This is a genomic window from Aeromonas sp. A04 (genome assembly GCF_047780465.1).
Classification (GTDB): domain Bacteria; phylum Pseudomonadota; class Gammaproteobacteria; order Enterobacterales; family Aeromonadaceae; genus Aeromonas; species Aeromonas bestiarum.
Window position 1 is genome coordinate 91,602 of record NZ_JBLNHP010000005.1, and the last position, 24,310, is coordinate 115,911.

Genomic DNA, 24,310 nt, shown 5'->3' on the forward strand with positions numbered 1-24,310 from the left:
TCCTTTATATGAAAAAGAAAATTCAACACCAACCTCAAGCGGCTCCCGAGGTGGCCATCAGGGCCCGCCAAGTGTGACACAAGCCGACATTTGACACAGCCGTTGTCCCATTCTCTTCAGTTATTGTTAAAAATACCGATAGCCGGAAGACGTCAGATGGCGTCGCTCGCCCAGGGTGGTAGCAGGGTATCAAATGGACGGGGTATTCAGGCAAGGGACTTTTGCATATACAGCGGGACAATAATGAAACAAACAATGTCAGACCTCTCCATCTTGCAGAGGGTCTATTTAGGCTTTGCCATTCTGGTGGCCGTGATGGCGGCCACCTCGGTACTCACCTTTCGCAGCCAGAGCGAGCTCAATCAGGCGCTGGATCAGGTCACCCGGCAATCCATGCCGCTGGTGATCGCCAGCAGTCAGACCCAGATCAGCCTGCTCAGCGCCAACAAGTGGCTCACCGACGTGCTGACCGAGCAGGATCCCAAGCAGATCCCGGCCGAGGTGGCCGAGCTGCAACAGGCCAAGGCCCAGGTCGACAAGACGCTCGCCACCCTCAGCCGGCAGGCGGCGGCACACCCTGAGCTGCAGGGGGAGATGGCGGCACTGAGCAAGCTGGTCGGCGACTATCTGCAACTGACCGGCACCCTACCCACCGAGCATCAGGCCCTGCTCACCCGCTTGCACAAGGTGAACCAGGCCAAGGGACAGTTTCAGGTCAGCCTGCCCCAGTTCAAGAAAAACCTCGGCGACATGATGGTCACCATAGACGACAGCTTCATCAAGATGCTGTCCGAGACCCTGACCACCAAGCTCTCCGCCATCGAGCTCTCCACCATGGATGCGCTCAACCAGAGCATACCCGCTCCCATCGAGGGGGCGCTCAAGCGCAACAAGATGCAGATCGAGGGGTTCAACAGCACCATCAAGGATCTGCAGGGGGAGCTCAAGAACTTCGACAATGACATGGGCCACTACGTGCACGGCTTCGTGCGCGACACGACCGCCAGCGAAGGGGTGCTCTCCCAGTACCTGGCGCTGATGCAGCAACAGGAGCAAATGCGCGAGCAGAGCAAGCAGGCCAGCAAGCTCATCGTCAGCATCCAGAGCAAGCTGGAGGGGATCACCGACCAGAGCCAGCAGTTGATGAACGCCAGTATTCGCGCCTCCGGCAAGGTGCAGGCCCAGAGCACGCTCACCCAGGGGATCAGCATCGCCATCGCCATCCTGGTGGCCATTCTGGTGGCCTACACCCTGGGCAAGGCGATTCGCCGCCCGCTCAAGGAGCTGCTGCGGGTGCTGACCGAGGTGACCCAGGGCGACATGACCCAACGCATCGGTTTTCGCAGCAAGAACGAGTTTGGCCAGCTCGGCAGCCAGATCAACCTGCTGATCCAGCAGATGGGGGACGTGCTGACCCAGCTCTCCCAGGCCTCGACCCAGCTCAACAACGCCGCCCACGACAACCGTCACACCACGGAATCGGTGCGGGCGGATCTGGAGAAACAGCGTCAGGAAACCGCCTCGGTCGCCGCCGCCATGACCCAGATGGAAGCCTCGGTGCGTGAAGTGGCCCAGGCGGCCAACCAGACCCTGGAGCGGGTGCAGGACGTGGAGAAAGCCTCCGAGACCGGCCGCAAGGTGATGGCGGGCAACATCACCACCACCCATCAGCTGGCGGGCAAGTTGCAGCAGACCGGCAAGGTGATCGGCGATGTCAGTGCCATGAGCAACCAGATAGGCAACATACTCGACGTCATTCGCGGCATCGCCGAGCAGACCAACCTGCTGGCGCTCAACGCCGCCATCGAGGCGGCCCGGGCCGGCGAGCAGGGCCGCGGCTTTGCGGTGGTGGCCGACGAGGTGCGCAGCCTGGCGGGGCGCACCGCCCAGTCCACCAGCGAGATCCAGACCATGATCGAGAACCTGCAGCAGGGGGTCGCCAAGGCGGTGACAGTGATGCAGGAGTGCTCCCGCGAGATGGACAGCTGCGTGGATCAGAGCTCCCACGCCAACAACGCCATGGAAGAGGTGCAGGGGATAGTGGTGCTGATCAGCGACATGTCGAGCCAGATAGCCTCCGCCGCCGAGCAGCAGCAGGCCACCAGCGCCGACATCGCCACCAACCTCAACCGCATCTCGGATATCTCGGATCTCAACTATCAGGGCATAGCCCGGGTGGCCGAGACCAGCCAGCAGCTCGACTCCCTGGCCGAGCAGCAGGAGAGCCTGGTCAAACGCTTCCGGCTCAGCGCCTGATGAGGGCGTCTGTTTTTCCATTGCCCTGACACGACAAGGCCCCGCAGATGCGGGGCCTTGCTTATTCTGGCAAGAATCGCGGGATCAGGCGTAGGCGATGGCGCCCTTGCCCACTCCTTCATAGGCCACGATTTTCACGAACTTGTCGCCCACCTGCTTCTTCACCTCGCGGGCTATGTAGCAGGCCAGCAGCTCTATGGTGGTGTCGGTGTCGATCATCTCCACCTCCCCCGCCGGCATGGCCAGCTGGAACAACCCCTGGGGGGCCACGTACTTGAAGCCGAGATACTGCTCGCCGGCATCCTTCAGGGTCGCCTCGGCCAGCTCGCTCAGGGAGAGTTCGGACAGGGCCACCTTGTCCTCTTCGGTGCCGAGGTAGATGTCGGCCCAGCGCTCGGCCCAGTTCAGCTCCAGCTCAGCGTCGCGCTCACCGTCCAGGTGGATCTCGATGGGAGAGCGATGGCCGTGGGCGATGCGCTGGCAGTTGCCATCGTGCTTTTTCAGGCCGTGGCTGTAGTGGTAGAAGGCGCCATCGATCTGCTCCTGGCGCAGGGTCAGCGACAGATCCTTGATGTTGCCGGGCAGCCGCTGAGCCAGCACAGCCAGCAGATAGCGGGTGACGGACTCCTTGTCGATCTGGGGCGCCGGGATGAAGGCAAAGCCCTGAGTGGGGCAACGCAGGTGAATGGAGCGACCCGGGCGCAGCAGATCCACCGTGCTCTCCTCCCCCTCCAGATGGGCCACATGGACCAAGGCGCACTCGGCCGGCACCAGCAGCTTGTGATCCACCTCTTCATCGATGATCGACTTGATCAGTTTTTTCACCCGACCAAAGTCCAGCAGCATGCTCATCTCGTTGAGCTCGCCGCTCATCTCGACATCCACCAGCCAGCTCTCCCCTACCATGCCACGGCGTTCACACAGGTAGCTGGAATCGATCACGGTCAAATCTCTTACAAATAACTTCATCAGTCAGGCCTTGCTACAGAGAAAGTGCAGTTTGCGATATTATGACCCGCGATCACTGACAAAGGAACCGGACTCCCCCATGAACAAATTGCTAATCAAGAATGCCACCCTGGTCAATGAAGGCCGCATCTATGCCTCGGATGTATTGATTGAAGGGGAACGGATCGCCCGGATCGCCCCTCACATAGAGGCGCCCGATGCCGTGGTGATAGATGCAGCAGGTCGTCACCTCATCCCGGGAATGATCGACGATCAGGTCCATTTCCGGGAACCGGGCCTGACCCACAAGGGGACCATCGCCAGTGAATCCCGGGCCGCCGTGGCAGGAGGCACCACCAGCTTCATGGAAATGCCCAACGTCAATCCCCAGACCACCACCCTCGATGCCCTCGAAGCCAAATACCAGATAGCCGCCAACTCCTCCGCCGCCAACTACAGCTTCTATCTCGGCGCCACCAACGACAACCTCGACGAGATCAAGCGCCTCGATCCCAAGCAGTCCTGCGGGGTCAAGGTGTTCATGGGTTCCTCTACCGGCAACATGCTGGTGGACAACCAGGAGACTCTGGCGGCGATTTTCCGCGAGAGCCCGGTGATGATAGTCACCCACTGCGAGGACACCCCCTCCATCAAGGTGCTGGAAGACGAGGCGCGCGCCAAGTGGGGCGAGGATGTGCCGATGCGCGAGCACGGCCGCATTCGCAATGACGAGGCCTGCTACAAGTCCTCCAGCATGGCGGTGGGTCTGGCGAAAAAGTACGGTGCCAAGCTGCACGTGCTGCACCTCACCTCCGCCAAGGAGCTGTCGCTGTTTACCGCCAGCCATGATCTCAGCGAGCTGAAAGACAAGAACATCACCGCCGAGGTGTGCGTCCACCACCTCTTCTTCAACGAGGCGGATTACGACACCCTGGGCAGCCAGATCAAGTGCAACCCGGCGGTGAAGACAGCCGCCGACCAGCACGCCCTGCTGGATGCGGTACGCAACGACGTGCTGGACATCATAGCCACAGACCATGCCCCCCACACCTGGGAGGAGAAGCAGAACAGCTACTTCAAGGCGCCGTCCGGCATCCCGCTGGTGCAGCACTCCATGCTGGCGCTGCTGGAGCTCTACCACAACGGCGTGTTTTCGCTGGAAACCATCGTCAAGAAAACCTCCCACGCGGTGGCCGAGCGCTTCCAGGTGCAGGATCGCGGCTACATTCGCGAGGGCTACTTCGCGGATCTGGTGCTGCTGGACCTGGGCAAGCCCTATGTGGTCAACGACAGCAACCTGCTCTACCTGTGCGGCTGGTCACCCTTCAACGGCTACCGCTTCCACAGCACTGTGGAGATGACCCTGGTCAACGGCCAGATCGCCTGGCAAAACGGTCAGGTCACCGATCAGGTGCTGGGCAAACGGCTGACCTTCAACCGCTGATCGCTTCATCGCCGATGCAAACGGCCGCCTCCGGGCGGCCGTTTGCATGGTGGGCTGAACAGTGGGTTAAAAAAGCCCCTGGCATGGGCCCTCGATGGCCTGATTTAGCGGCTTTGGCGGTACTTTGAGCGCCAATTGCTCGCAAAGCAGGCAAACAGTCTCAGAGTGGGATTTCCCCTGTTGACAGGGTCGGGTCATCTCCATAAACTCAGCCCCCGTCAGCCGAGCTGACTCCGTCGGTGTGTAGCGCAGCCAGGTAGCGCATCTGCATGGGGTGTAGAGGGTCGGAGGTTCGAATCCTCTCACACCGACCAAATTCCCCGAGAAAGGCCTTGTCAGATGACAAGGCCTTTTCTTTTTGGTGCGGCATAGCCCTAGCGGCACAACGCTGCCCGCATTGTGTCGCCGATCGGTTTGTGCTGTAGTGATGCCGTGTTTTGCCAACCGGTGTTCGAGATGCCCCCTCTCCGCGTCTTTTGCCATCGTCTGCTGTTGCTCGGCCTCGGCGCGGCCCTGCTGCTCGGCTGCGCCACCCCCTATCACAGCAAGCCATCGTTCTGGAACGGCCAGACCGGCTTCTCCCAGACCCGGCTTGCGCCCGACAAATGGCAGCTGGAATTTATTGGCAACGATCTGGTGAGCCGGGAAACCGCCCGCAAGTATGTGCTGAAACGGGCGGGCGAAGTGGCGCAAGCCGAAGGTTATCAGTGGCTTGAGGTCAATGAATTGACCCTGCAGCGGGATGCGGTCAGGGTGACACCAAGCCGCCCCCTGTTCGGGTTCGATGACGACGAGCCAGATCCCTTTCTGGATCAGCGCACCGTGGAGCACCGCATCTCGGCATTGCTCATATTTACCCTCACCCGCAGCGCAAAAAACGACCGAACCATGAAAGCTGATTATCTTGCAAACATTAAAATAAACGGCGATTAATATAGGTTAAATGCAAGATCCATATCACATACAACTAATGACAACATAAAATTCTGCTACAAGGCTCTGGATTTACCCCCCCGGATTAGGCATGCTGCCAGCACACCGGCTGTCAGGAATCTACGGCCCGGATCACAAAAACGGACTGAAGTGGCACCCCTGCCACCCTAAATGCTTTGCACTTATCAAAACTGGGACCCCCCCATGAAAATGAATAAATTGACGGCTGCCATCCTCATCGCGATGCTGGTTGGCATCCTGACTGGTCAGGGCTATCGCATGTTTGCCCCGGATCAGGCCGCTGGCTTTGCCAGTGACATCACCATACTGACCGACATCTTCCTGCGTCTGATCAAGATGATCATCGCTCCCCTTGTCTTCACCACCCTGGTGGTCGGCATCGCCAAGATGGGCGATACTCGCACAGTGGGGCGCATCGGTGCCAAGACCCTGGGCTGGTTCATGCTGGCCTCCCTGCTCTCCCTGACCCTGGGTCTGGTGATGGTCACCCTGATGCAACCGGGCGTGGGGCTCTCCCTCTCCCTGCCGGATGATGCCGCCAGTTCCGGCGTGGTCGCCGGTGCCATCTCCCTCAAGGACTTCGTCACCCACGCCATTCCGAAAAGCGTGGTTGAGGCCATGGCCACCAACGAGATCCTGCAGATAGTAGTGTTCTCCCTCTTCTTCGGGCTGGCCGCCGCCGCGCTGGGCGATGCCGCCAAACCCGTGGTCAAGCTGATGGCAAGCGCCGCCGAGATCATGCTGAAGGTGACCGGTTACGTGATGAACTTCGCGCCGTTCGCCGTGTTCGGTGCCATCGCCGCCATGGTAGCCAAGGAAGGGCTCGGCATACTCGCCACCTACGGCACCTTCATGGCCCAGTTCTATCTGGCCCTGGCCTGCCTCTGGCTGCTGCTCATCGCCATGGGCAGCCTGTTCATTCGCCGCCGCGTGTTGACCCTGCTGGCCATGATCCGCGAACCCATACTGCTGGCCTTCTCCACCGCCAGCTCCGAGGCCGCCTATCCCAAGACCCTGGATCGGCTGGAGAAGTTCGGCTGTGACAAGCGCATAGCCAGCTTCGTGCTGCCCATGGGCTACTCCTTCAACCTGGACGGCTCCATGATGTACTGCACCTTCGCGGTCATGTTCATCGCCCAGGCCTATGGCATAGAGCTCTCCCTGGCCCAGCAGATCACCATGCTGCTGTTGCTCATGGTCACCTCCAAGGGGATGGCCGGCGTGCCGCGCGCCTCTCTGGTGGTCATAGCCGCCACCCTGAACCAGTTCCATATTCCGGAAGCGGGCATCCTGCTGCTGCTCGGCATAGACCACTTCCTCGACATGGGTCGCTCCGCCACCAACGTGCTGGGCAACGCCATCGCCGCCAGCGTGGTGGCCAAGACCGAAGACAGCCTGGGTGAAACCGAGCCGCTGGGTGAGGCAGATACCGCCAAGGCGTGATTTATCCCGCCAGCAAGATACAAAACGGCCCGCAGATGCGGGCCATTTTTTTGGCTTGTGCCTGCTCCTTAGGGCGAGTTCAGCACCAGCGGCGTACCCGCCGGCAGTACTCTGCATACGCCTCGCCGAAACGGGCTCGCAGCGCCCGCTCTTCCGGCACGATTTGGAAGCGATCGAGCCAGCCCCACAGCAGCAACGGGCCAAGCCAGACGCCCGATCCCCCCAGATAGCAGGCCAGCGCCATCATCCAGCAGACCAGCCCCAGGTACATGGGGTTGCGGCTGAGACGGTAGAGCCCGCCCGTCACCAGCGCACTGGCCTGCTCGGGCCGCATCGGACTGACGGTGGTGCCCTGGCGGCGAAAACGCAGCAGGGCGCCAAACCCGAACACTCCTCCCAGCAGCACCAGCAACAGCGCCGGGACGGGCCACCCCTCCCCGGTTCCGCCCCACGCCACCATGCCCAGCGCCACTATGCCGAACAACAGCACGGGCGGCACACGACACTCTAGATCTATCATCTATTGACTCCCATGACAGGTGCCACAATCGACACCTTGCGATACACTTCCCGACGGGAATAGCGCCGTGGAAAATTGACAAAGTTCATAACAATAACAATGCCTTGGCTACACTCTATCCCATCTGCATGGCAAAGGCCGAGATCGGGTCGTCATGCACCTCAACCCCAACAATAAAAAAGGAACCACCCCATGCACAAGAAGACACTGCTGGCCACCTTGATCCTGGGCCTGCTGGCCGGTCAGGCCGTCGCCGCGCCCTACCTGCCGCTGGCAAGCGATCATCGCAATGGCGAGGTACAAACCGCCAGCAATGCCTGGCTGGAAGTCGACCTGACCGCCTTCGAGCACAACATCCAGACCCTCAAGGATCGCCTCGGTGACAAGGGCCCGCAGATCTGCGCCATCATGAAGGCAGACGCCTATGGGCACGGCATCGACCTGCTGGTGCCCTCGGTGGTCAAGGCCAACATCCCCTGCATCGGCATCGCCAGCAACGAAGAGGCCCGCGTGGCCCGAGAGAAGGGCTTCACCGGCCGCCTGATGCGGGTGCGATCTGCCACCCCGGACGAAGTGGAGCAGGCCCTGCCCTACAAGATGGAAGAGCTGATCGGCAGCCTGGTGAGCGCCCAGGGCATAGCCGACATCGCCCAGCGTCACCATACCAATATCCCGGTGCACATAGGTCTCAACTCCGCCGGCATGAGCCGCAACGGCATCGACCTGCGTCTGGCGGACTCCAAGGCCGATGCGCTGGCCATGCTCAAGCTCAAGGGGATCACCCCGGTCGGCATCATGACCCACTTCCCGGTGGAAGAGAAAGAGGACGTCAAGCTGGGGCTGGCCCAGTTCAAGCTGGACTCCCAGTGGCTGATCGAGGCGGGCAAGCTGGATCGCAGCAAGCTCACCATCCACGCCGCCAACTCCTTCGCCACCCTGGAAGTGCCGGACGCCTACTTCGACATGGTGCGCCCGGGCGGCCTGCTGTACGGCGACTCCATCCCCTCCTACACCGAATACAAGCGGGTCATGGCGTTCAAGACCCAGGTGGCCTCGGTCAACCACTACCCGGCCGGCAATACGGTCGGCTATGACCGCACCTTCACCCTCAAGCGCGACTCCTGGCTCGCCAACCTGCCGCTGGGTTACTCCGACGGCTACCGCCGTGCGCTGAGCAACAAGGCCTATGTGCTGATCCAGGGCCAGAAGGTGCCCGTGGTCGGCAAGACCTCCATGAACACCATCATGGTGGACGTGACCGATCTGAAAGGGGTGAAACCCGGCGACGAGGTGGTGCTGTTTGGTCGTCAGGGTGAGGCCGAGGTGAAGCAGGCAGATCTGGAGGAGTACAACGGCGCCCTGCTGGCAGACATGTACACCATCTGGGGCTACACCAACCCCAAGAAGATCAAGCGCTAAGCAACTCTCTGCCATAAAAAAGGGCTCCCGCGGGAGCCCTTGTTGTCAGTGCTTTATGGTCTGCCGCGTTCAAGCGGCCTTTTTGCGGGTCACCCAGAGGCTCAGCCCCATGGACGCCAGCAGGATCAGCGCCACCACACCCAGCGCTATGCCACTCAGGGGGATCTTGAACAGACCCCACCGAGATTATTTACAACGCCTTCAAGCGGCCTTTTTGCGGGTCACCCAGAGGCTCAGCCCCATGGAGGCCAGCAGGATCAGCGCCACAACGCCCAATGCGATGCCGGTCGGGATCTTGAACACATCCAGCAACAGCATCTTGACCCCGATGAACATCAGGATCAGCGCCAGGCCATATTTCAGCAGGGCGAAGCGCTCGGCCACCCCCGCCAGCAGGAAGTACATGGCGCGCAGGCCCATAATGGCGAAGATGTTGGAGGTCAGCACTATGAAGGGATCCGTGGTCACCGCGAAGATGGCCGGGATACTGTCCACCGCGAAGATGAGATCGCTCACCTCCACCAGCACCAGAATGAGCAGCAGCGGGGTGGCATAGCGCACACCGTCACGCCAGACGAAGAACTTCTCCCCCTCCAGGGTCTCGGTCACCTTGAAGCGACGGCGCATCCAGCCCAGCAGCGGGTTGTTGGCCAGATCCGGCTCCTTGTCGGCCGCCCACAGCATCTTGACCCCGGTCAGCAGCAGGAAGGCGCCGAACAGGTAGAGGATCCAGTGGAACTGCTCGATGAGCCAGCTGCCCGCGAACACCATGCCGGCCCGCATGACGATGGCACCCAGTACCCCGTACAGCAGCACCCGGCGCTGCAACTCGGCCGGTATGGCAAAGTAGCCGAACAGCATCAGCCAGACGAAGACGTTGTCCACCGCCAGCGCCTTCTCGATGAGGTAGCCGGTGAGGAACTCCAGCCCCTTCTGGTTGGCGATCTCGCGGCCTGCGCTGTGATCCAGCCAGAACCAGATGGCCAGGTTGAAGAGCAGGGCCACGCTGATCCAGATAAGGGACCAGATGCCCGCCTCTTTGAGGGACACCTTGTGCGCCTTGCCACCCCCGACAAAACGGATATCAATCCATAACAGGACCAGCACTATGCTGAAGAAACCGGTCCACATCCACCATTCACCCATTTTCACTTCTCCCAAAAACGACAAAACCCACGACCGAGAGGCGTGGGTTTGCGTTTGGAGCAGATACACCTTGCCTCTCGGCAAGGTCTCACTTACAGCTGATTTGCATCAACTGCCCGGCTGCCGGGTGCACTGCAGGATATGGGTGCACCGTAATGACGACAAACCAGCGAGAAGTTACTCCCCTTGTTGGGCGGATAATAACAGCGGCCAAAGGTAACGCCAAGAGACATCTTCACCTCTGGCCCAAATTAATCGGGGCACCACCAGGGTGCCCCGCAAACGCATTCAACAAACCGGCATCAAAGCGGATCGGCCTTGAGGCAGGAGACCGCATGGTCGAAGTTTCCCTCAAGCATGGGGCGGGTCTTGGCGCACTCGGGGCCAGCCACCGGGCAGCGGGTGCGAAACACGCAGCCGGACGGCGGGTTCATGGGCGATGGCAAGTCCCCTTCCAGGATCTGGATGACCTTGCTGCGCTCCAGATCCGGATCCGGAATGGGCACGGCCGACATCAGCGCCTTGGTATAGGGGTGCAGGGGGTTCGCGAAGATCTCCTTGCGCGTGCCCAGCTCCACCGCGTTGCCCAGATACATCACCAGCACCCGATCCGAGATGTGCTTGACCACCGACAGATCGTGGGCGATGAAGATGAGCGACAGCCCCATCTCCTTCTGGATAGCCTTGAGCAGGTTCACCACCTGAGCCTGGATGGAGACATCCAGCGCCGAGACAGGCTCGTCGCAGATGATCATCTTGGGCTCCAGGATCAGCGCCCGGGCGATGCCGATACGCTGGCACTGACCGCCGGAAAACTCGTGCGGGTAGCGGTTCACCAGGTTGGGCAAGAGGCCCACCTTGGTCATCATGGTGCGCACCTTCTCCTTCACCTGCTCTTTGGAGAGGTTCGGATAGAAGGTGATGAGCGGCTCGGCGATGATGTCGCCTATGGTCATGCGCGGATTCAGGGAGGCCAGCGGATCCTGGAAGATCATCTGGATCTCCTTGCGTTTCTCCCGCAGCGCCTTCTGGTCGAGCTTGGTCAGATCGTTGCCAAGCCACACCACCTTGCCGTCGGTGGCAGGCACCAGGCCGATGAGGGCACGGGCGAAGGTGGACTTGCCACAGCCGGACTCCCCCACCACACCCAGGGTCTCCCCTTCATACAGACGCAGGGTCACACCGTCTACCGCCTTCAACGCCGAGGGCTTGGCCCAGGGCCAGGCCCTGTCACTCTTGATGCTGAAGTGGACCTTGAGGTCGGACACTTCCAGCAGCAGTTTCTTGTCAGTACCCATTTAATTCGCCCCCTTGATCATGGCATCCGATACCCAATGGCAAGCCCGCTCACGGCCGTCGTTGAACGGCGTCAGGAGCATGGAGGATTGCTGGCCGCATATAACAGCATTCATACGCTCACCTCCTTGGCATTGATGGCATCAGATACCCAATGACAAGCCCGCTCACGGCCATCGTTGAACGGCGTCAGAACAGGTGACTGCTGGCCGCAAATCTCGTGTACCCGGTGGCAGCGCTCCTGGAAGGGGCAGCCGGTGGGCAGACGCAGCAGGTTGGGCGGATTGCCCGGAATGGTGGGCAGCTCTTCCCCTTCGGTGTCGAGGCGGGGAATGGCGCGCAGCAAGCCTTCGGTATAGGGATGGCTCGGACGATAGAAGATGTCGTTCACCCGGCCGTACTCCATGGTCCGACCGGCGTACATCACCAGCACCTTGTCACAGATGCCAGCCACCACGCCCAAGTCGTGGGTGATCATGATGATGGAGGTGTTGAACTCGCGCTTGAGCTCGCTCATCAGCGTCATGATCTGGGCCTGCACCGTCACGTCCAGCGCCGTGGTCGGCTCATCGGCGATGAGCAGCTGTGGCCGGCACAAGAGGGCCATGGCGATCATCACCCGCTGACGCATGCCACCGGAGAACTCGTGGGGGTACATGTTCATCCGCTTGCGCGACTCGGGGATCTTGACCGCATCCAGCATGCGCACCGACTCTTCGAACGCCTCGGCCTTGCTCACCCCCTTGTGCAGCATCAGCACTTCCATCAGCTGATCCTTCACCTTCATGTAGGGGTTCAGCGACGTCATGGGGTCCTGGAAGATCATGGCGATCTTCTCGGAGCGGATCTTGTTGAGCTTGTGCTCCGGCAGATTCAGGATCTCGTCGCCCTGAAACTTGGCCGAGCCCGTGATGATGCCGTTCTTGGCCAGCAGCCCCATAATGGCAAAGGCCGTCTGGGACTTGCCGGAGCCGGACTCGCCGACGATCCCCAGGGTCTCGCCAGCAGCGAGAGAGAAGTTGAGGTCGTTGACCGCCACCACATTGCCGTCCGGGGTCTTGAACTCGACCCGCAGATCTTTTACATCCAGTAATTTCATAAAAACTCCTTATCGATCCTTAGCCGCTCTTGTTATCGATCCTTCGGATCGAGTGCGTCACGCAGACCATCCCCGAGGAAGTTGAAGCAAAACAGGGTCACCACCATGAAACCGGCGGGGAACAAGAGTTGCCAGATGGCCACTTCCATCGACTTGGAGCCTTCATCCAGCAGGGCACCCCAGCTGGTCATGGGTTCCTGGACGCCGAGGCCCAGAAAACTCAGGAAGGATTCAAACATGATCATGCCCGGCACCAGCAAGGTGGCGTAGACGGCCACGATACCGAGCACGTTCGGTACTATGTGACGGGTGATGATCTTCCACTTGGAGACGCCACAGACGTGGGCCGCCTCGATAAACTCCTTGCTCTTGAGGCTCAGGGTCTGGCCTCGCACGATCCGCGCCATGTCGAGCCAGCTCACCGCACCGATGGCGATGAAGATGAGCGCCAGATTGCGGCCGAAGAAGGTCACCAGCATGATCACGAAGAACATGAAGGGGAAGGCGTTGAGGATCTCCAGCACGCGCATCATCAGGCTGTCGATCCGCCCGCCGATGAAGCCGGAGGCTGCGCCGTAGAGGGTGCCGATGACCACGGCCACCATGGCACCCATGATGCCGACCATCAGCGAGATGCGGCCGCCCAGCAGGGTGCGCACGAACAGATCGCGCCCCAGACTGTCGGTGCCGAACCAGTGGCCGGTTTCCATGTCAGGCGCGGCCTGCATGGCGCCCCAGTCCGGATCGTCGAAGGTGTATTGGGACAGGTGCGGCCCCACTATCACCGCCAGACCGATAATGGTCAGTATGATGAGGCTGGTCAGCGCCGCCTTGTTGCGCAGGAAACGGCGACGGGCATCCTTCCACAGGGAGCGCCCTTCCACCACTTCCACTTGCTGTGCGAACGCCGCTATGGCTTCGCGTTTCTCAGTTGTGACAACCATGATGTACTCCCGACTTAGTAACGGATCTTGGGATCGATAAAGGCATAGAGAATATCGACCACGGCGTTAAAGGTGATGGTGAGGGCGCCGACCAGAATGGTCAGCCCGAGCACCATGGAGTAATCACGGTTGAGTGCACCGTTGACGAACAGTTGACCTATCCCCGGCAGACCGAAGATGGTCTCGATCACCACGGACCCCGTGATGATGCCGACGAAGGCCGGGCCCAGATAGGAGACCACCGGCAGCATGGCCGGACGCAGCGCGTGCTTGAGGATGATGTGACGCAGCGGCAGGCCCTTGGCGCGGGCGGTACGGATGAAGTTGGAGTTCATGGTCTCGATCATGCTGCCGCGCATGATGCGCGAGATGGCGGAGATGTAGTACATCATCATGCCAAATACCGGCAGTACCATGAATTGCACCCCGCCCCCCTGCCAGCCACCGGCCGGGAACCAGCCCAGATAGATGCTGAAGAAGAGCACCAGCAAGGGTGCCAGCACAAAGCCCGGGATCACCACCCCGGCCATGGCCGACGACATCAAGAGATAGTCGATGAGGGTGTTCTGTTTCAAGGCCGCTATGGTGCCAAAGGTCACCCCCAGCAAGACGGCAAAGACGAAAGCCGCGCTCCCGATCTTGGCGGAAACAGGCAACGCCTGGCTCACCAGATCATTGACGCTAAAGTCCTTGTATTTGAAGGAAGGCCCCAGATCGCCCTGCACCAGGTTGCCAAGATAGGTGAGGTATTGCACGCCGATGGGCTTGTCCAGGCCGTACTTGGCCTCGATGTTGGCCAACACTTCCGGCGGCAGGGAACGTTCGCTGGTGAAGGGGTTACCCGGTGCGAAACGCATCATGAAGAAGGAGACGGTGATCAAGACCAGCAGAGTCGGGATCGCTTCCAGTAGACGTTTAAGAATGAATTTCAACATAGACAATTCCTGTCCTGTACTGCTTCCAAAGGGTCGCGGTTGTAATAAAGGCCCGCCGTCCGGCGGGCCTGCTTGTTATGCGACTTGTTATTTTACTCAGTGAGCAATGATATACATGTCTTTGCTGTAGAGGTTGTCCAGCGGGTTGGCCGGGTAGCCGCCCACGTAGGACTTGACCATGCGGGAGGTCACGTACTGATAGATGGGGGCAATTGGCATGTCCTTGGCCAGGATCTCTTCGGCCTGGACATAGAGCTTGTTGCGCGAGGCTTCATCCACCTGATCGCGAGACTCTGTCATCAGCTTGTCAAACACCGGGTTGGAGTACTTGCCGTCGTTGTTGCCGTGAGTGGTCTGCATCAGATCCAGCATGGAAGAGGCTTCGTTGTAGTCGGCGATCCAGCCGGCACGGCCCACGTCAAACTGACCCTGCTTCTTGGTCTCCAGGTAGGTTTTCCACTCCTGGTTCACCAGGCTCACCTGCACGCCCAGCTTCTTCCACATGGAAGCAACGGCGACCGCCACCTTCTTGTGGTTGTCGTCGGTGTTGTAGAGCAGCTCGAATTTCAGCGGCTTGCTGGCATCGAAACCGGCCTCTTCCAACAGGGCTTTGGCCTTGGTGTCACGCTCCGCCTGGGTCATCTTGGACCACTCGGGGGCCACCGGCTTGAAACCGTCCACGAAGTCAGGCACGAGCGTGTAGCCCGGGGTCTCACCCTTGCCCATCACCTTCTCGGCGATCACGTTGCGGTCGATGGCGTAGGAGAGTGCGGTCCGCACGCGCACGTCATCAAACGGCTTCTTCTTGAAGTTGTACTGGTAGTAGTAGGTACCGACGTAACCACTCACCTTCAGCTCATCGGGCTTCTCTTTCTTCATCTGCTTGAAGCGTTCGATGGGCATGTTGTAGGTGAGATCCACTTCGCCCGCCAGATAACGGTTCAGCTCGGCGTTGGTGGACTGGATCGGCAGGTAGGTGACGGTATTGATCACCGTCTTGGCGTTGTTCCAGTAGTTGGGGTTGCGCTCGATGTCGACGCGCTCGTTCACCACCCAGTCTTTCAGCTGATAGGCACCGTTGGATACCATGTTGCCGGGCTGGGTCCACTTGTCACCAAACTTCTCTACCACTTTCTTGGGCACAGGGTAGGTGGTGGTGTGGGAGAGCATGCTGACGAAGTAAGGGATCGCTTTTTCCAGCTGCACTTCGAAGGTGTAGTCGTCGACCGCCTTCACACCCAGGGTGTCAGACGGCTTCTTGCCGGCGATGATCTCGCTGGCATTGACTATGGTCGGGATCTCCAGATACCAGGAGTAGGGCGACGCAGTCTTGGGATCCACGGCCCGCTTGAAGGCGAACTCGAAATCGTGGGCTGTCACGGGATCCCCGTTGGACCACTTGGCATCTTTGCGCAGGTGGAACACGAAGTGTTTGTTGTCCTTGGTTTCCCAGGACTCGGCCACGGCAGGGAGCACTTCCCCCTTGGGGCCTGAACTCACGAGACCTTCGAACAGGTCACGCAGAATATTGGATTCAACCGTTCCTTCGGTTTTGTGGGGATCGAGCGTTGCCGGCTCGGAGCCATTGCCTTTCACCAACTGCTGAACATCAGCCAGCTTGGTGCCTGCGGGAACATCAGCGGCTTGCGCCACATTGACACCGCCAAACAGAGCTGCCACCAAGAGGGTATTAATCATTGTTTTTTTATGAGTCATTTCCATACTCCAACAAGAACATTCCATGCATTTGTCCATCAACGAGATAAGTACCTCGCTGCCAGCATAATTCCCTGACATTTCTGATAATGCAATAGATATTGTCAGGCGAGGCTGGGCTTCATGGTTAAAAAAACAGCTTTTAGCCAATTATTCAGCATTTAAATATAGCGTTGCGGACGTTTTTTATACAAACCCGCTCGATTCTAGGAAATGACCAACAAAAAAGAAACAATAAAAAGCCGGTCACGAGGACCGGCTCCGACAAAACAGACCTGAATCACATCAATCCGGGGAAGACCCCCTTGATCCCCGCCACCATGATCTCGATACCGAGCGACATCATGATGAGACCCATGATCCGGGTGACCACGTTGATGCCGGTGTTGCCCATCAGCTTGAACAGCAAGGGGGCAGCGCGGAAGATGAGCCAGGAGCAGAAGGCAAACACCATCACCACCAGCGACATGCCCAGCATCTGGGACCAGGTGCTCTGGCTGGCGTAGACAATAGAAGAAGAGATGGCTCCCGGGCCTGCCATCAGCGGCAGTGCCAGCGGCACCACAGCGACAGATTCCCGCGCGGCCAGTTCCCCTTTCTCCTGCTTGTTATGCTTCACCTCCCCCAGCTTGCCCTGCAGCATGGACCAGGCGATCAGGGTGATGAGCGAGCCGCCGGCGATGCGAAACGACGCCAGCGAGATGCCAAAACCGTCCAGGATCAGCTGCCCCATGTACATGGAGACCAGCAGGATGATCATCACCGCAATATTGGCTGTGGTGTTGGTCTTCATCCGCTCTTCCGGCGTTTGATGGCCGGTCAGACTGACAAAAACCGGCAGCAATCCCAACGGATTGATGATCGCGAACAAACCGATGAAAAACTTCAGATATAAAGAGACGTCAATTGCTGCCATAGGCGCCATCCAGAAGTAAGCAAGGCCACACGGGCCACCCCGATAAACCGAGCGTAAATTTACACCATGCCCTCAACCTTCACCAATCAAATAATCTCACCCTTTCCGTGGCTTTTCAGTTAGTTCCTCTAATGTATCGCCAAAATTCAACACATTGATTTGTTAATAAACATTGTCGCCATTTAACACTCTGGTAAAATCGCTTCGAGTTTTATGCGGTCACGGAGTTTGGGCGCAACATTTCCTCTCAGCAAACAAGGATTTTGTAATGATTGATACGGACATCAAGTTGCAATGGCACCTGGATTCGCTGCCGGCAGGCACGGTCGACCCCCTGCTCGGCTTTTTTGACCGGCTGCCGCTCGATCCCTACATCCAGGGCACCTTTCGGGAGCGTCGCTATGGCCGCGTCGAGAAAGAGGGTTCACGCTTCTTCCCTCTCGACAGTGGCGTCTTCTTTCAGGCCGCCGCCATCAACAAGTTCCTCGGGGATGTGCCCAGAACCTATGCCGAGCTGGACCCCGCCTTCGTCGCCCACCCCGCCTTCCAGCTGATGCTGACCCGCTTTGCCCGCCATATCCGGTTGGCGGATGGCAAGGCGATCGGCATTCACCAGATGCGGATCACCACGGGCCAGGGCGAGAGCGTGCCCCCCGCACCGGAAGGCGTCCATCAGGATGGTTTTGACTTCATCGGCGTGTTCTTTTGCGGCAGCGAGGGCGTCAGTGGCGGCGCACTTCAGCTCTATCATGGATTAAAAGAACAACCATTTTTTCAACAAGAATTAAACGCTGGTGGGTATCTGATCCTGGATGATCGCCGTTTCTATCACAATGCGGCCCCCATACTGCCCCTGGCCCCGACCCGAGGACACTGGGACGTGATAGTGCTAACTGCTTGAAAAATGGTGCGTGGCGCCCTGTTCACGCACCATTCAGCCCGCTTTTGCTCCACTCTACATTCGTGTAACATCCGGAAAACATGTATTGTGAAACAAAATTTCTTTTGTTCTTTTGTTACACATGATCCAGATCAAGTTTTTCTGAGTCAGCCCCGCTCTATAATCGACTCAGAAAGCAATTTAGTAAGGCATGTAAATACCCCCTTGTAGTGATTCTCGCCTTGACAGGGCGACTATAATTGCCGGGCATTGCCAAACTCTTACTAAACAGTTTTCAAATCATCAGGAGATAAACATGGCAGTAACCAATTTGGCTGAACTGGATGCACTGGTCGCCCGCGTCAAAGAAGCACAGCGTGAATTCGCCAGCTTCTCGCAAGAGCAGGTAGACAAGGTTTTCCGTGCCGCCGCCCTGGCCGCCAGCAATGCCCGTATCCCCCTGGCCCAGATGGCCGTGGAAGAGTCAGGCATGGGTATCATCGAAGACAAGGTTATCAAGAACCACTTCGCCTCCGAATACATCTACAACGCATACAAAGACGAGAAGACCTGCGGCGTCCTGAGCCAGGATGACGAGATGGGCACCATGATCATCGCCGAGCCGGTTGGTATCATTTGCGGTATCGTTCCGACCACCAACCCGACCGCTACCGCGATCTTCAAATCGTTGATCTCCCTGAAGACCCGCAACGCCATCATCTTCTCCCCGCACCCCCGCGCCAAGAACTCCACCAATACCGCTGCCAAGCTGGTACTGGATGCAGCCGTTGCCGCCGGTGCACCGAAAGACATCATCGGCTGGATCGATCAACCGTCCGTTGAGCTGTCCAACGCGCTGATGAAGCACAACGACATCAACCTGATCCTGGCCACAGGTGGCCCGGGCATGGTGAAAGCCGCTTACTCTTCCGGCAAGCCTGCTATCGGTGTAGGTGCCGGTAACGTGCCTATCGTCATCGACGAAACCGCCGATGTGAAACGTGCCGTCGCCTCCATTCTGATGTCCAAGACCTTCGACAACGGTGTGGTCTGTGCTTCCGAGCAAGCCGTCATCGTCGTTGACGCCATCTACAACCAGGTGAAAGAGCGTTTCTCCAACCACGATGGCTACATCCTGTCCAAAGATGAAGCGGACAAGGTACGTAAAGTGCTGCTGATCAACGGCGCGCTGAACGCAGATATCGTTGGCCAGCCGGCCACCAAGATCGCCGCCATGGCTGGCGTGACAGTGCCTGCCACCACCAAGATCCTGATCGGTGAAGGCCTGGAACTGTGCGCTGAAGATGAATTCGCTCACGAGAAGCTCTCTCCTACTCTGGGTATGTTCCGCGCCAAGAACTTCGAAGAAGCCGTCGAGATGGCCTGCACCATGGTCAACATCGGTGGTATCGGTCACACCTCTGGTCTGTACACCGACCAGGATCGCAACCAGGACCGTATCAGATACTTCGGCGACAAGATGAAGACCGCCCGTATCCTGATCAACACCCCCTCCACCCAGGGTGGTATCGGTGACCTGTACAACTTCGCTCTTGCTCCTTCCCTGACCCTGGGTTGCGGCTCCTGGAGTGGTAACTCCATCTCCGAGAACGTCGGTCCCAAGCACCTGATCAACAAGAAGACAGTCGCAAAACGGGCAGAAAATATGCTGTGGCACAAACTTCCGAAATCCATCTATTTCCGTCGTGGCTCCCTGCCAATCGCCCTCGGTGATCTGGAAGGCAAAAAGCGTGCAATGGTCGTCACCGACCGCTTCCTGTTCAACAACGGCTATGCCGACGACGTGGTTCGTCTGCTCAAGAAGCTGAACATGGAAGTGGAAGTATTCTACGAAGTAGAAGCTGACCCGACTCTGTCCATCGTCCGCAAGGGCGCCGAGATGGCGAACTCCTTCAAGCCTGATGTCATCATCGCGCTGGGTGGTGGTTCACCCATGGATGCGGCCAAAATCATGTGGGTCATGTACGAGCACCCGGATACTGCGTTCGAAGATCTGGCCATGCGCTTCATGGATATCCGCAAGCGTATCTACAAGTTCCCGAAAATGGGTGTGAAGGCCGAACTGGTCTGTATCACCACCACGTCCGGTACCGGTTCTGAAGTCACCCCGTTTGCGGTAGTAACCGACGACGCCACCGGCATGAAGTACCCGCTGGCCGACTACGAGCTGACCCCGAACATGGCCATCGTCGATGCCAACCTGGTCATGAACATGCCCAAGTCCCTGTGCGCCTTCGGTGGTGTGGATGCGGTCACTCACGCCATGGAAGCCTACGTTTCCGTACTGGCCAACGAGTACTCCGACGGTCAGGCGCTGCAAGCCCTGAAACTGCTGAAAGAGTACCTGCCGTCCAGCTACCAGAACGGTGCCAACGACCCGGTTGCTCGTGAGAAAGTACACAACGCGGCCACCATCGCCGGTATCGCGTTTGCCAACGCCTTCCTGGGTGTGTGCCACTCCATGGCACACAAACTGGGTGCTGAATTCCACATTCCGCACGGTCTGGCCAACGCCCTGCTGATCAGCAACGTGATCCGCTACAACGCCAACGACAACCCGACCAAGCAGACTGCGTTCTCCCAGTACGACCGTCCGCAAGCTCGCCGTCGTTATGCCGAAGTGGCTGACCACCTGGGCCTGAGCGCTGCCGGTGACCGTACCGCAGCCAAGATCGAGAAGCTGCTGACCTGGCTGGACGAGCTGAAAGCCACTCTGGGCATCCCGGCCTCCATCCGTGAAGCCGGCGTGAACGAAGCCGACTTCCTGGCCAAGGTTGACCAGCTGGCGCTGGAAGCCTTCGATGACCAGTGCACCGGTGCCAACCCGCGCTACCCGCTGATCACCGAGCTCAAAGCCATACTGATGGACACCTACTACGGCCGCCCCTTTACCGAGGAAGCCCGAGTAGCAACCAAGGTGGAAGCCAAGGTTGAGACCAAGGTGGACAACAAGAAAAAATCCAAGGCCTGATAATCGGACCTGAAGTAGAGAGCCCGCGCACATGCGCGGGCTTTTTTGTTTGTCTATCTCTCTAATTTTGCTAGCTTGTTGGTAGGCATTCATGAAATGCGAGTTAGCACATGGCGCTGATACAAGCCTCGATAGAGCAGTTACGGATCGGCCACTACATCCATCTCCCCACGGGATGGACCAGTCACCCTTTTATGTTCAATGCCTTCAAGATCAAGGATCAGCAGCAACTCGACATCATTCGCCATCTCGACCTCAATCTGTTGATGGTAGATCCGGACAAGAGCGATCTGCCCATAGAGCCCATCTTGCGCGGCGATATTCCCTCCGCCGGCCCCGATCTGTCGATCATCGACGAGGTCATAGACACGGGCCCGCCCCCCTTCGACGAGAAAGCCTTCCGCCGCTCCCTGCGCGCCGCCGACAAGGCCTTTGGTCAATCCATGTCCGAGCTGCGCGATGCGCTGGGGGCCCTCAACCTCAAGCCTGACGAGGGGCTGGCCAACACGGCGCAGATAGTGCGCAACGCCGCCGCCCGCATCAGTGAGCATGAGGGGCCGCTCGGCCTGCATCTCATTCGCAGCCCGCACACCGACATCCTGCTGCAACACAGCCTGAACGTGGCCTTCATCGCCATGCTGATGGCCCGGGAACTCGGCATGAACCCCATCGAGATCGAGGAGACGGGACTGGCGGGCCTGGTACACGATATCGGAGAGCTGAAGATCCCGAGCCAGATCACCCAGAAGCGGGGGGATCTCAACAAGTCAGAGCAGAACTTTCTCAAAATGCATCCCCAGTACGGGCTGGAGATGTTGACCCAGTTGCAGGCATTTGAGCCCAAGATCCGCCAGGTGGCCCATCTGCACCACGAGCGGCTTGATGGCAGCGGCTTTCCCCTCGGCATCAAGGGTGGCGAGATCCCGCCACTGGCACGGATCATCGGACTGGTGGACTACTATGACGAGCTGCTGCATCCGCGCAGCAGCGCCACTCCGGCGGCACCTAGCCAGGCCATCAGCCAGCTCTACAAGCTGTCCCAGAAGAAGTTCGATCAGGATCTGGTCAAGCTGCTGATCAAGGTCCTGGGTGTCTATCCCCCCGGCTCCCTGGTGCAGCTCTCCGACGACTCAGTGGCGCTGGTGCTCTCCACCGAGCCCACCATGCCCCTCAAACCCAAGGTGCTGCCCTACATCAAGGCACAGCGACCGGAAGGGGTGGCCATGCTGGATCTGCGGGAGGATGAGCGCACCATCAAGTCATTTATCAAGCAAGAAGACCTGGATGAGGGACAACGGCTGTTTTTCAACCTGACCCGGCGCTTCTGTTACTATTTTGCCTTCTGAGTTATCCCCAGAAGCTGGGGATAACTCATTGGACAAACCTGAATAATTGTCCAATCACCCTCAAAACGGTCCACTGCCGACCATGGATAAAAAACGCCCAGCCAGGGGGCTGGGCGGAGCATGCCACCTCCGTGTGGCGTATCCAGCGGATACATTCATGCTCCATCCAGCAATACCAACCCTTGGACGATTACACAAATATCAATTTAACATGCTGATTTGATATGGTTTTATTGCGCATTTCTGGCAAACTTCGCCCGCAATCGAGCACACATCGCTCACAGAACAAGATCCTGATCACACTTATTCATGGCTGCCGCTTTTTTCGGCTCGGACTCTGAGGAACGTTTTTTATGCAGTTGGTCCTCTCCCTGCTTCAACAGATGAGCGTCAGTCTGGTGATCGCCTATCTCTTCTCCAAGAGTCCGCTGCTGCGCCCCCTGGCCAACTATTCCGTCAGACTTCCTCACAAGATACTGATATACATCATTTTTTCTTGTTTTTGCATCCTGGGTACCTATGTGGGACTGGATATCGACGATGCCATCGCCAATACCCGTGCCGTCGGGGCCGTGCTGGGGGGGCTGCTGGGGGGCCCGCTGGTGGGCTTTCTGGTGGGACTGACCGGCGGTGTGCACCGCTACAGCCTGGGGGGATTCACCGATCTGGCCTGCGCCATCTCGACCACCTGCGAGGGGCTGCTGGGGGGGCTGGTACACTGGCGCCTGATGCGCTCTGGCAGGATGAATGCCCTGTTCGAACCCAGGATCGCCTTCTTCACCACCCTCTACGCCGAGATATTGCAGATGATCATCATACTGCTGGTGGCGACCCCGTTCGATCAGTCCCTGCTGCTGGTGCGCACCATAGCCACCCCCATGATCCTGGCCAACTCCTGCGGCGCGGCCCTGTTCATCAGCATGATCCGCGATCAGCAGCAGATGTATGAGAAGTTCTCCCGGGTCTTCTCCGCCAAGGCGCTCACCATCGCCAATCGCACCGTCGGCATCATGAGCCAGGGCTTCACTCCCGAGGCCAGCAACAAGATTGCCCACATCATTCAGGAAGAGACGGGGGTCGGCGCCGTCGCCATCACGGATACCGACAAGATCCTCGCCTTCATCGGCACCGGGGAAGATCACCACAAGCCGGGTACCCCCATCACCTCGGCCATTACCCTGCAGGCCATCGCCCGCAACAAGGTGCTGTTTGCCGATGGCAACAGCCAGCCCTATCGCTGCAGCATCTCGCCCCAGTGCCAGCTGGGCTCGGTGCTGGTGATCCCGCTGCACGGCGACGAGGGGGTGATAGGCACCATCAAGCTGTATGAACCCAAGAAGCGCTTGTTCCTCAAGATCAACCATACCCTGGGGGAAGGGATAGCCAACCTGCTGTCACAGCAGTTGCTGACCGGCCGGCTGGAACAGCAGCAGCGCCTGCTGGTGCAATCCGAGCTCAAACTCATCCAGGCCCAGATCAACCCCCATTTCCTGTTCAATACCCTCAACACCATCAGCGCCATCACCCGACGGGAGCCCGAGCGGGCACGTCAGCTGCTGCTGCACCTCTCCTTGTTCTTTCGCAAGAACCTCAAGCGCCAGAGCGGGTTGGCCAGCCTGCAGGAGGAGCAGGAGCACTGCCAATCCTATCTCGAGATAGAGCTGGCCCGCTTTGGCGATCGGCTGACCGTCATCAACGAGATCCCGCCCCATCTGGCCGGCCTGACGCTGCCGAGTTTTACCCTGCAACCCCTCATCGAGAATGCCATCAAGCACGGCATCTCCACCTTGCTGGAGCAGGGCCGTATCCGTCTTTATGCCGAAGAGAGCCAGGAGAGCGTGACCATCTGCGTGGAGGACAATGCCGGCACCTGGCAGGAGGGACCGGCGGGGGATGGGCTCGGCATGACCATAGTGGATCGGCGCCTCAAGAGCGCCTTCGGCAGCCGGTATGGCATCCGCGTCAGCTGCGAACCCGAGTGCTGGACCCGGGTCGCGTTCACCCTGCCCAGGGAGGCGTCATGACCAGAAGCGACCCCTCGCCCCGGATGATCCGC

The 24,310-nt window shown here is 59.0% G+C and carries 19 protein-coding genes and 1 tRNA gene; 10 read left to right on the top strand and 10 right to left on the bottom strand.

Annotated features, from left to right (window positions below; translation table 11 throughout):
• Positions 1 to 243 precede the first annotated feature (243 nt).
• Positions 244 to 2,256 carry a methyl-accepting chemotaxis protein gene (locus ACM3N8_RS16075; RefSeq protein ID WP_172955326.1) on the top strand — a complete coding sequence of 671 codons (2,013 nt, stop codon included), beginning with the start codon at positions 244 to 246 and terminating at the stop codon, positions 2,254 to 2,256.
• Between the two features lie 84 nt (positions 2,257 to 2,340).
• Here the strand turns inward: ACM3N8_RS16075 and ACM3N8_RS16080 are convergent, their stop codons facing one another.
• On the bottom strand, positions 2,341 to 3,225 hold the full coding sequence (locus tag ACM3N8_RS16080) for a 6-pyruvoyl trahydropterin synthase family protein (RefSeq protein ID WP_290019212.1): 885 nt from the start codon (positions 3,223 to 3,225) through the stop codon (positions 2,341 to 2,343).
• A 79-nt stretch (positions 3,226 to 3,304) separates the two neighbouring features.
• Here ACM3N8_RS16080 and ACM3N8_RS16085 point away from each other — a divergent pair, with 79 nt between their 5' ends.
• The 4 genes from ACM3N8_RS16085 to ACM3N8_RS16100 all read left to right on the top strand — a co-directional run bounded on the left by ACM3N8_RS16085 (position 3,305) and on the right by ACM3N8_RS16100 (position 7,045).
• A complete protein-coding gene (locus ACM3N8_RS16085) occupies positions 3,305 to 4,648 on the top strand; it encodes a dihydroorotase (protein WP_005314854.1) in 1,344 nt (447 codons plus the stop codon).
• A gap of 237 nt (positions 4,649 to 4,885) precedes the next feature.
• Positions 4,886 to 4,962, top strand: a tRNA-Pro gene (locus tag ACM3N8_RS16090).
• Between the two features lie 142 nt (positions 4,963 to 5,104).
• Positions 5,105 to 5,581: a CC0125/CC1285 family lipoprotein gene (locus ACM3N8_RS16095; RefSeq protein WP_172955324.1), complete on the top strand. Its 477-nt coding sequence runs from the start codon at positions 5,105 to 5,107 to the stop codon at positions 5,579 to 5,581.
• Between the two features lie 204 nt (positions 5,582 to 5,785).
• On the top strand, positions 5,786 to 7,045 hold the full coding sequence (locus ACM3N8_RS16100; protein ID WP_043141217.1) for a dicarboxylate/amino acid:cation symporter: 1,260 nt from the start codon (positions 5,786 to 5,788) through the stop codon (positions 7,043 to 7,045).
• A 79-nt stretch (positions 7,046 to 7,124) separates the two neighbouring features.
• Here the strand turns inward: ACM3N8_RS16100 and ACM3N8_RS16105 are convergent, their stop codons facing one another.
• The gene (locus ACM3N8_RS16105; RefSeq protein ID WP_290019213.1) at positions 7,125 to 7,565 is read right to left on the bottom strand and encodes a methyltransferase family protein; all 441 of its coding nucleotides are present in this window, start codon (positions 7,563 to 7,565) and stop codon (positions 7,125 to 7,127) included.
• A 192-nt stretch (positions 7,566 to 7,757) separates the two neighbouring features.
• Here ACM3N8_RS16105 and alr point away from each other — a divergent pair, with 192 nt between their 5' ends.
• Complete coding sequence (gene alr, locus ACM3N8_RS16110; protein ID WP_043556181.1) at positions 7,758 to 8,984, top strand: alanine racemase; 1,227 nt, start codon at positions 7,758 to 7,760, stop codon at positions 8,982 to 8,984.
• A gap of 201 nt (positions 8,985 to 9,185) precedes the next feature.
• Here the strand turns inward: alr and ACM3N8_RS16115 are convergent, their stop codons facing one another.
• From ACM3N8_RS16115 to ACM3N8_RS16150, 8 genes are all read right to left on the bottom strand, one after another.
• Complete coding sequence (locus tag ACM3N8_RS16115; protein WP_103470533.1) at positions 9,186 to 10,130, bottom strand: TerC family protein; 945 nt, start codon at positions 10,128 to 10,130, stop codon at positions 9,186 to 9,188.
• A 302-nt stretch (positions 10,131 to 10,432) separates the two neighbouring features.
• Positions 10,433 to 11,428 (bottom strand): murein tripeptide/oligopeptide ABC transporter ATP binding protein OppF, encoded by a 996-nt coding sequence (gene oppF / locus ACM3N8_RS16120; RefSeq protein WP_043141223.1) that lies wholly within the window; start codon positions 11,426 to 11,428, stop codon positions 10,433 to 10,435.
• A complete protein-coding gene (locus ACM3N8_RS16125; RefSeq protein ID WP_098983810.1) occupies positions 11,429 to 11,542 on the bottom strand; it encodes an oligopeptide transporter ATP-binding component in 114 nt (37 codons plus the stop codon).
• Positions 11,539 to 12,525, bottom strand: coding sequence for an ABC transporter ATP-binding protein (locus ACM3N8_RS16130; RefSeq protein WP_241280639.1), 987 nt, complete (start codon positions 12,523 to 12,525; stop codon positions 11,539 to 11,541). The genes ACM3N8_RS16125 and ACM3N8_RS16130 overlap by 4 nt, the downstream gene beginning before the upstream one ends.
• A gap of 32 nt (positions 12,526 to 12,557) precedes the next feature.
• The gene (gene oppC, locus ACM3N8_RS16135) at positions 12,558 to 13,469 is read right to left on the bottom strand and encodes an oligopeptide ABC transporter permease OppC (RefSeq protein ID WP_043141227.1); all 912 of its coding nucleotides are present in this window, start codon (positions 13,467 to 13,469) and stop codon (positions 12,558 to 12,560) included.
• A 14-nt stretch (positions 13,470 to 13,483) separates the two neighbouring features.
• Positions 13,484 to 14,404 carry an oligopeptide ABC transporter permease OppB gene (gene oppB, locus ACM3N8_RS16140; RefSeq protein ID WP_043141229.1) on the bottom strand — a complete coding sequence of 307 codons (921 nt, stop codon included), beginning with the start codon at positions 14,402 to 14,404 and terminating at the stop codon, positions 13,484 to 13,486.
• A 96-nt stretch (positions 14,405 to 14,500) separates the two neighbouring features.
• Positions 14,501 to 16,120, bottom strand: a complete 1,620-nt coding sequence (locus tag ACM3N8_RS16145; protein ID WP_043141297.1) for an ABC transporter substrate-binding protein — start codon at positions 16,118 to 16,120, stop codon at positions 14,501 to 14,503.
• A 280-nt stretch (positions 16,121 to 16,400) separates the two neighbouring features.
• On the bottom strand, positions 16,401 to 17,036 hold the full coding sequence (locus ACM3N8_RS16150) for a YchE family NAAT transporter (RefSeq protein WP_005314822.1): 636 nt from the start codon (positions 17,034 to 17,036) through the stop codon (positions 16,401 to 16,403).
• A 268-nt stretch (positions 17,037 to 17,304) separates the two neighbouring features.
• Here ACM3N8_RS16150 and ACM3N8_RS16155 point away from each other — a divergent pair, with 268 nt between their 5' ends.
• The 4 genes from ACM3N8_RS16155 to ACM3N8_RS16170 all read left to right on the top strand — a co-directional run bounded on the left by ACM3N8_RS16155 (position 17,305) and on the right by ACM3N8_RS16170 (position 24,278).
• On the top strand, positions 17,305 to 17,937 hold the full coding sequence (locus ACM3N8_RS16155; protein ID WP_290019214.1) for a 2OG-Fe dioxygenase family protein: 633 nt from the start codon (positions 17,305 to 17,307) through the stop codon (positions 17,935 to 17,937).
• A gap of 295 nt (positions 17,938 to 18,232) precedes the next feature.
• On the top strand, positions 18,233 to 20,908 hold the full coding sequence (adhE, locus tag ACM3N8_RS16160; protein WP_043141234.1) for a bifunctional acetaldehyde-CoA/alcohol dehydrogenase: 2,676 nt from the start codon (positions 18,233 to 18,235) through the stop codon (positions 20,906 to 20,908).
• 110 nt (positions 20,909 to 21,018) lie between these two features.
• On the top strand, positions 21,019 to 22,254 hold the full coding sequence (locus ACM3N8_RS16165; protein ID WP_043141236.1) for an HD-GYP domain-containing protein: 1,236 nt from the start codon (positions 21,019 to 21,021) through the stop codon (positions 22,252 to 22,254).
• Between the two features lie 353 nt (positions 22,255 to 22,607).
• A complete protein-coding gene (locus tag ACM3N8_RS16170; RefSeq protein WP_290019215.1) occupies positions 22,608 to 24,278 on the top strand; it encodes a sensor histidine kinase in 1,671 nt (556 codons plus the stop codon).
• Positions 24,279 to 24,310: the final 32 nt, after the last annotated feature.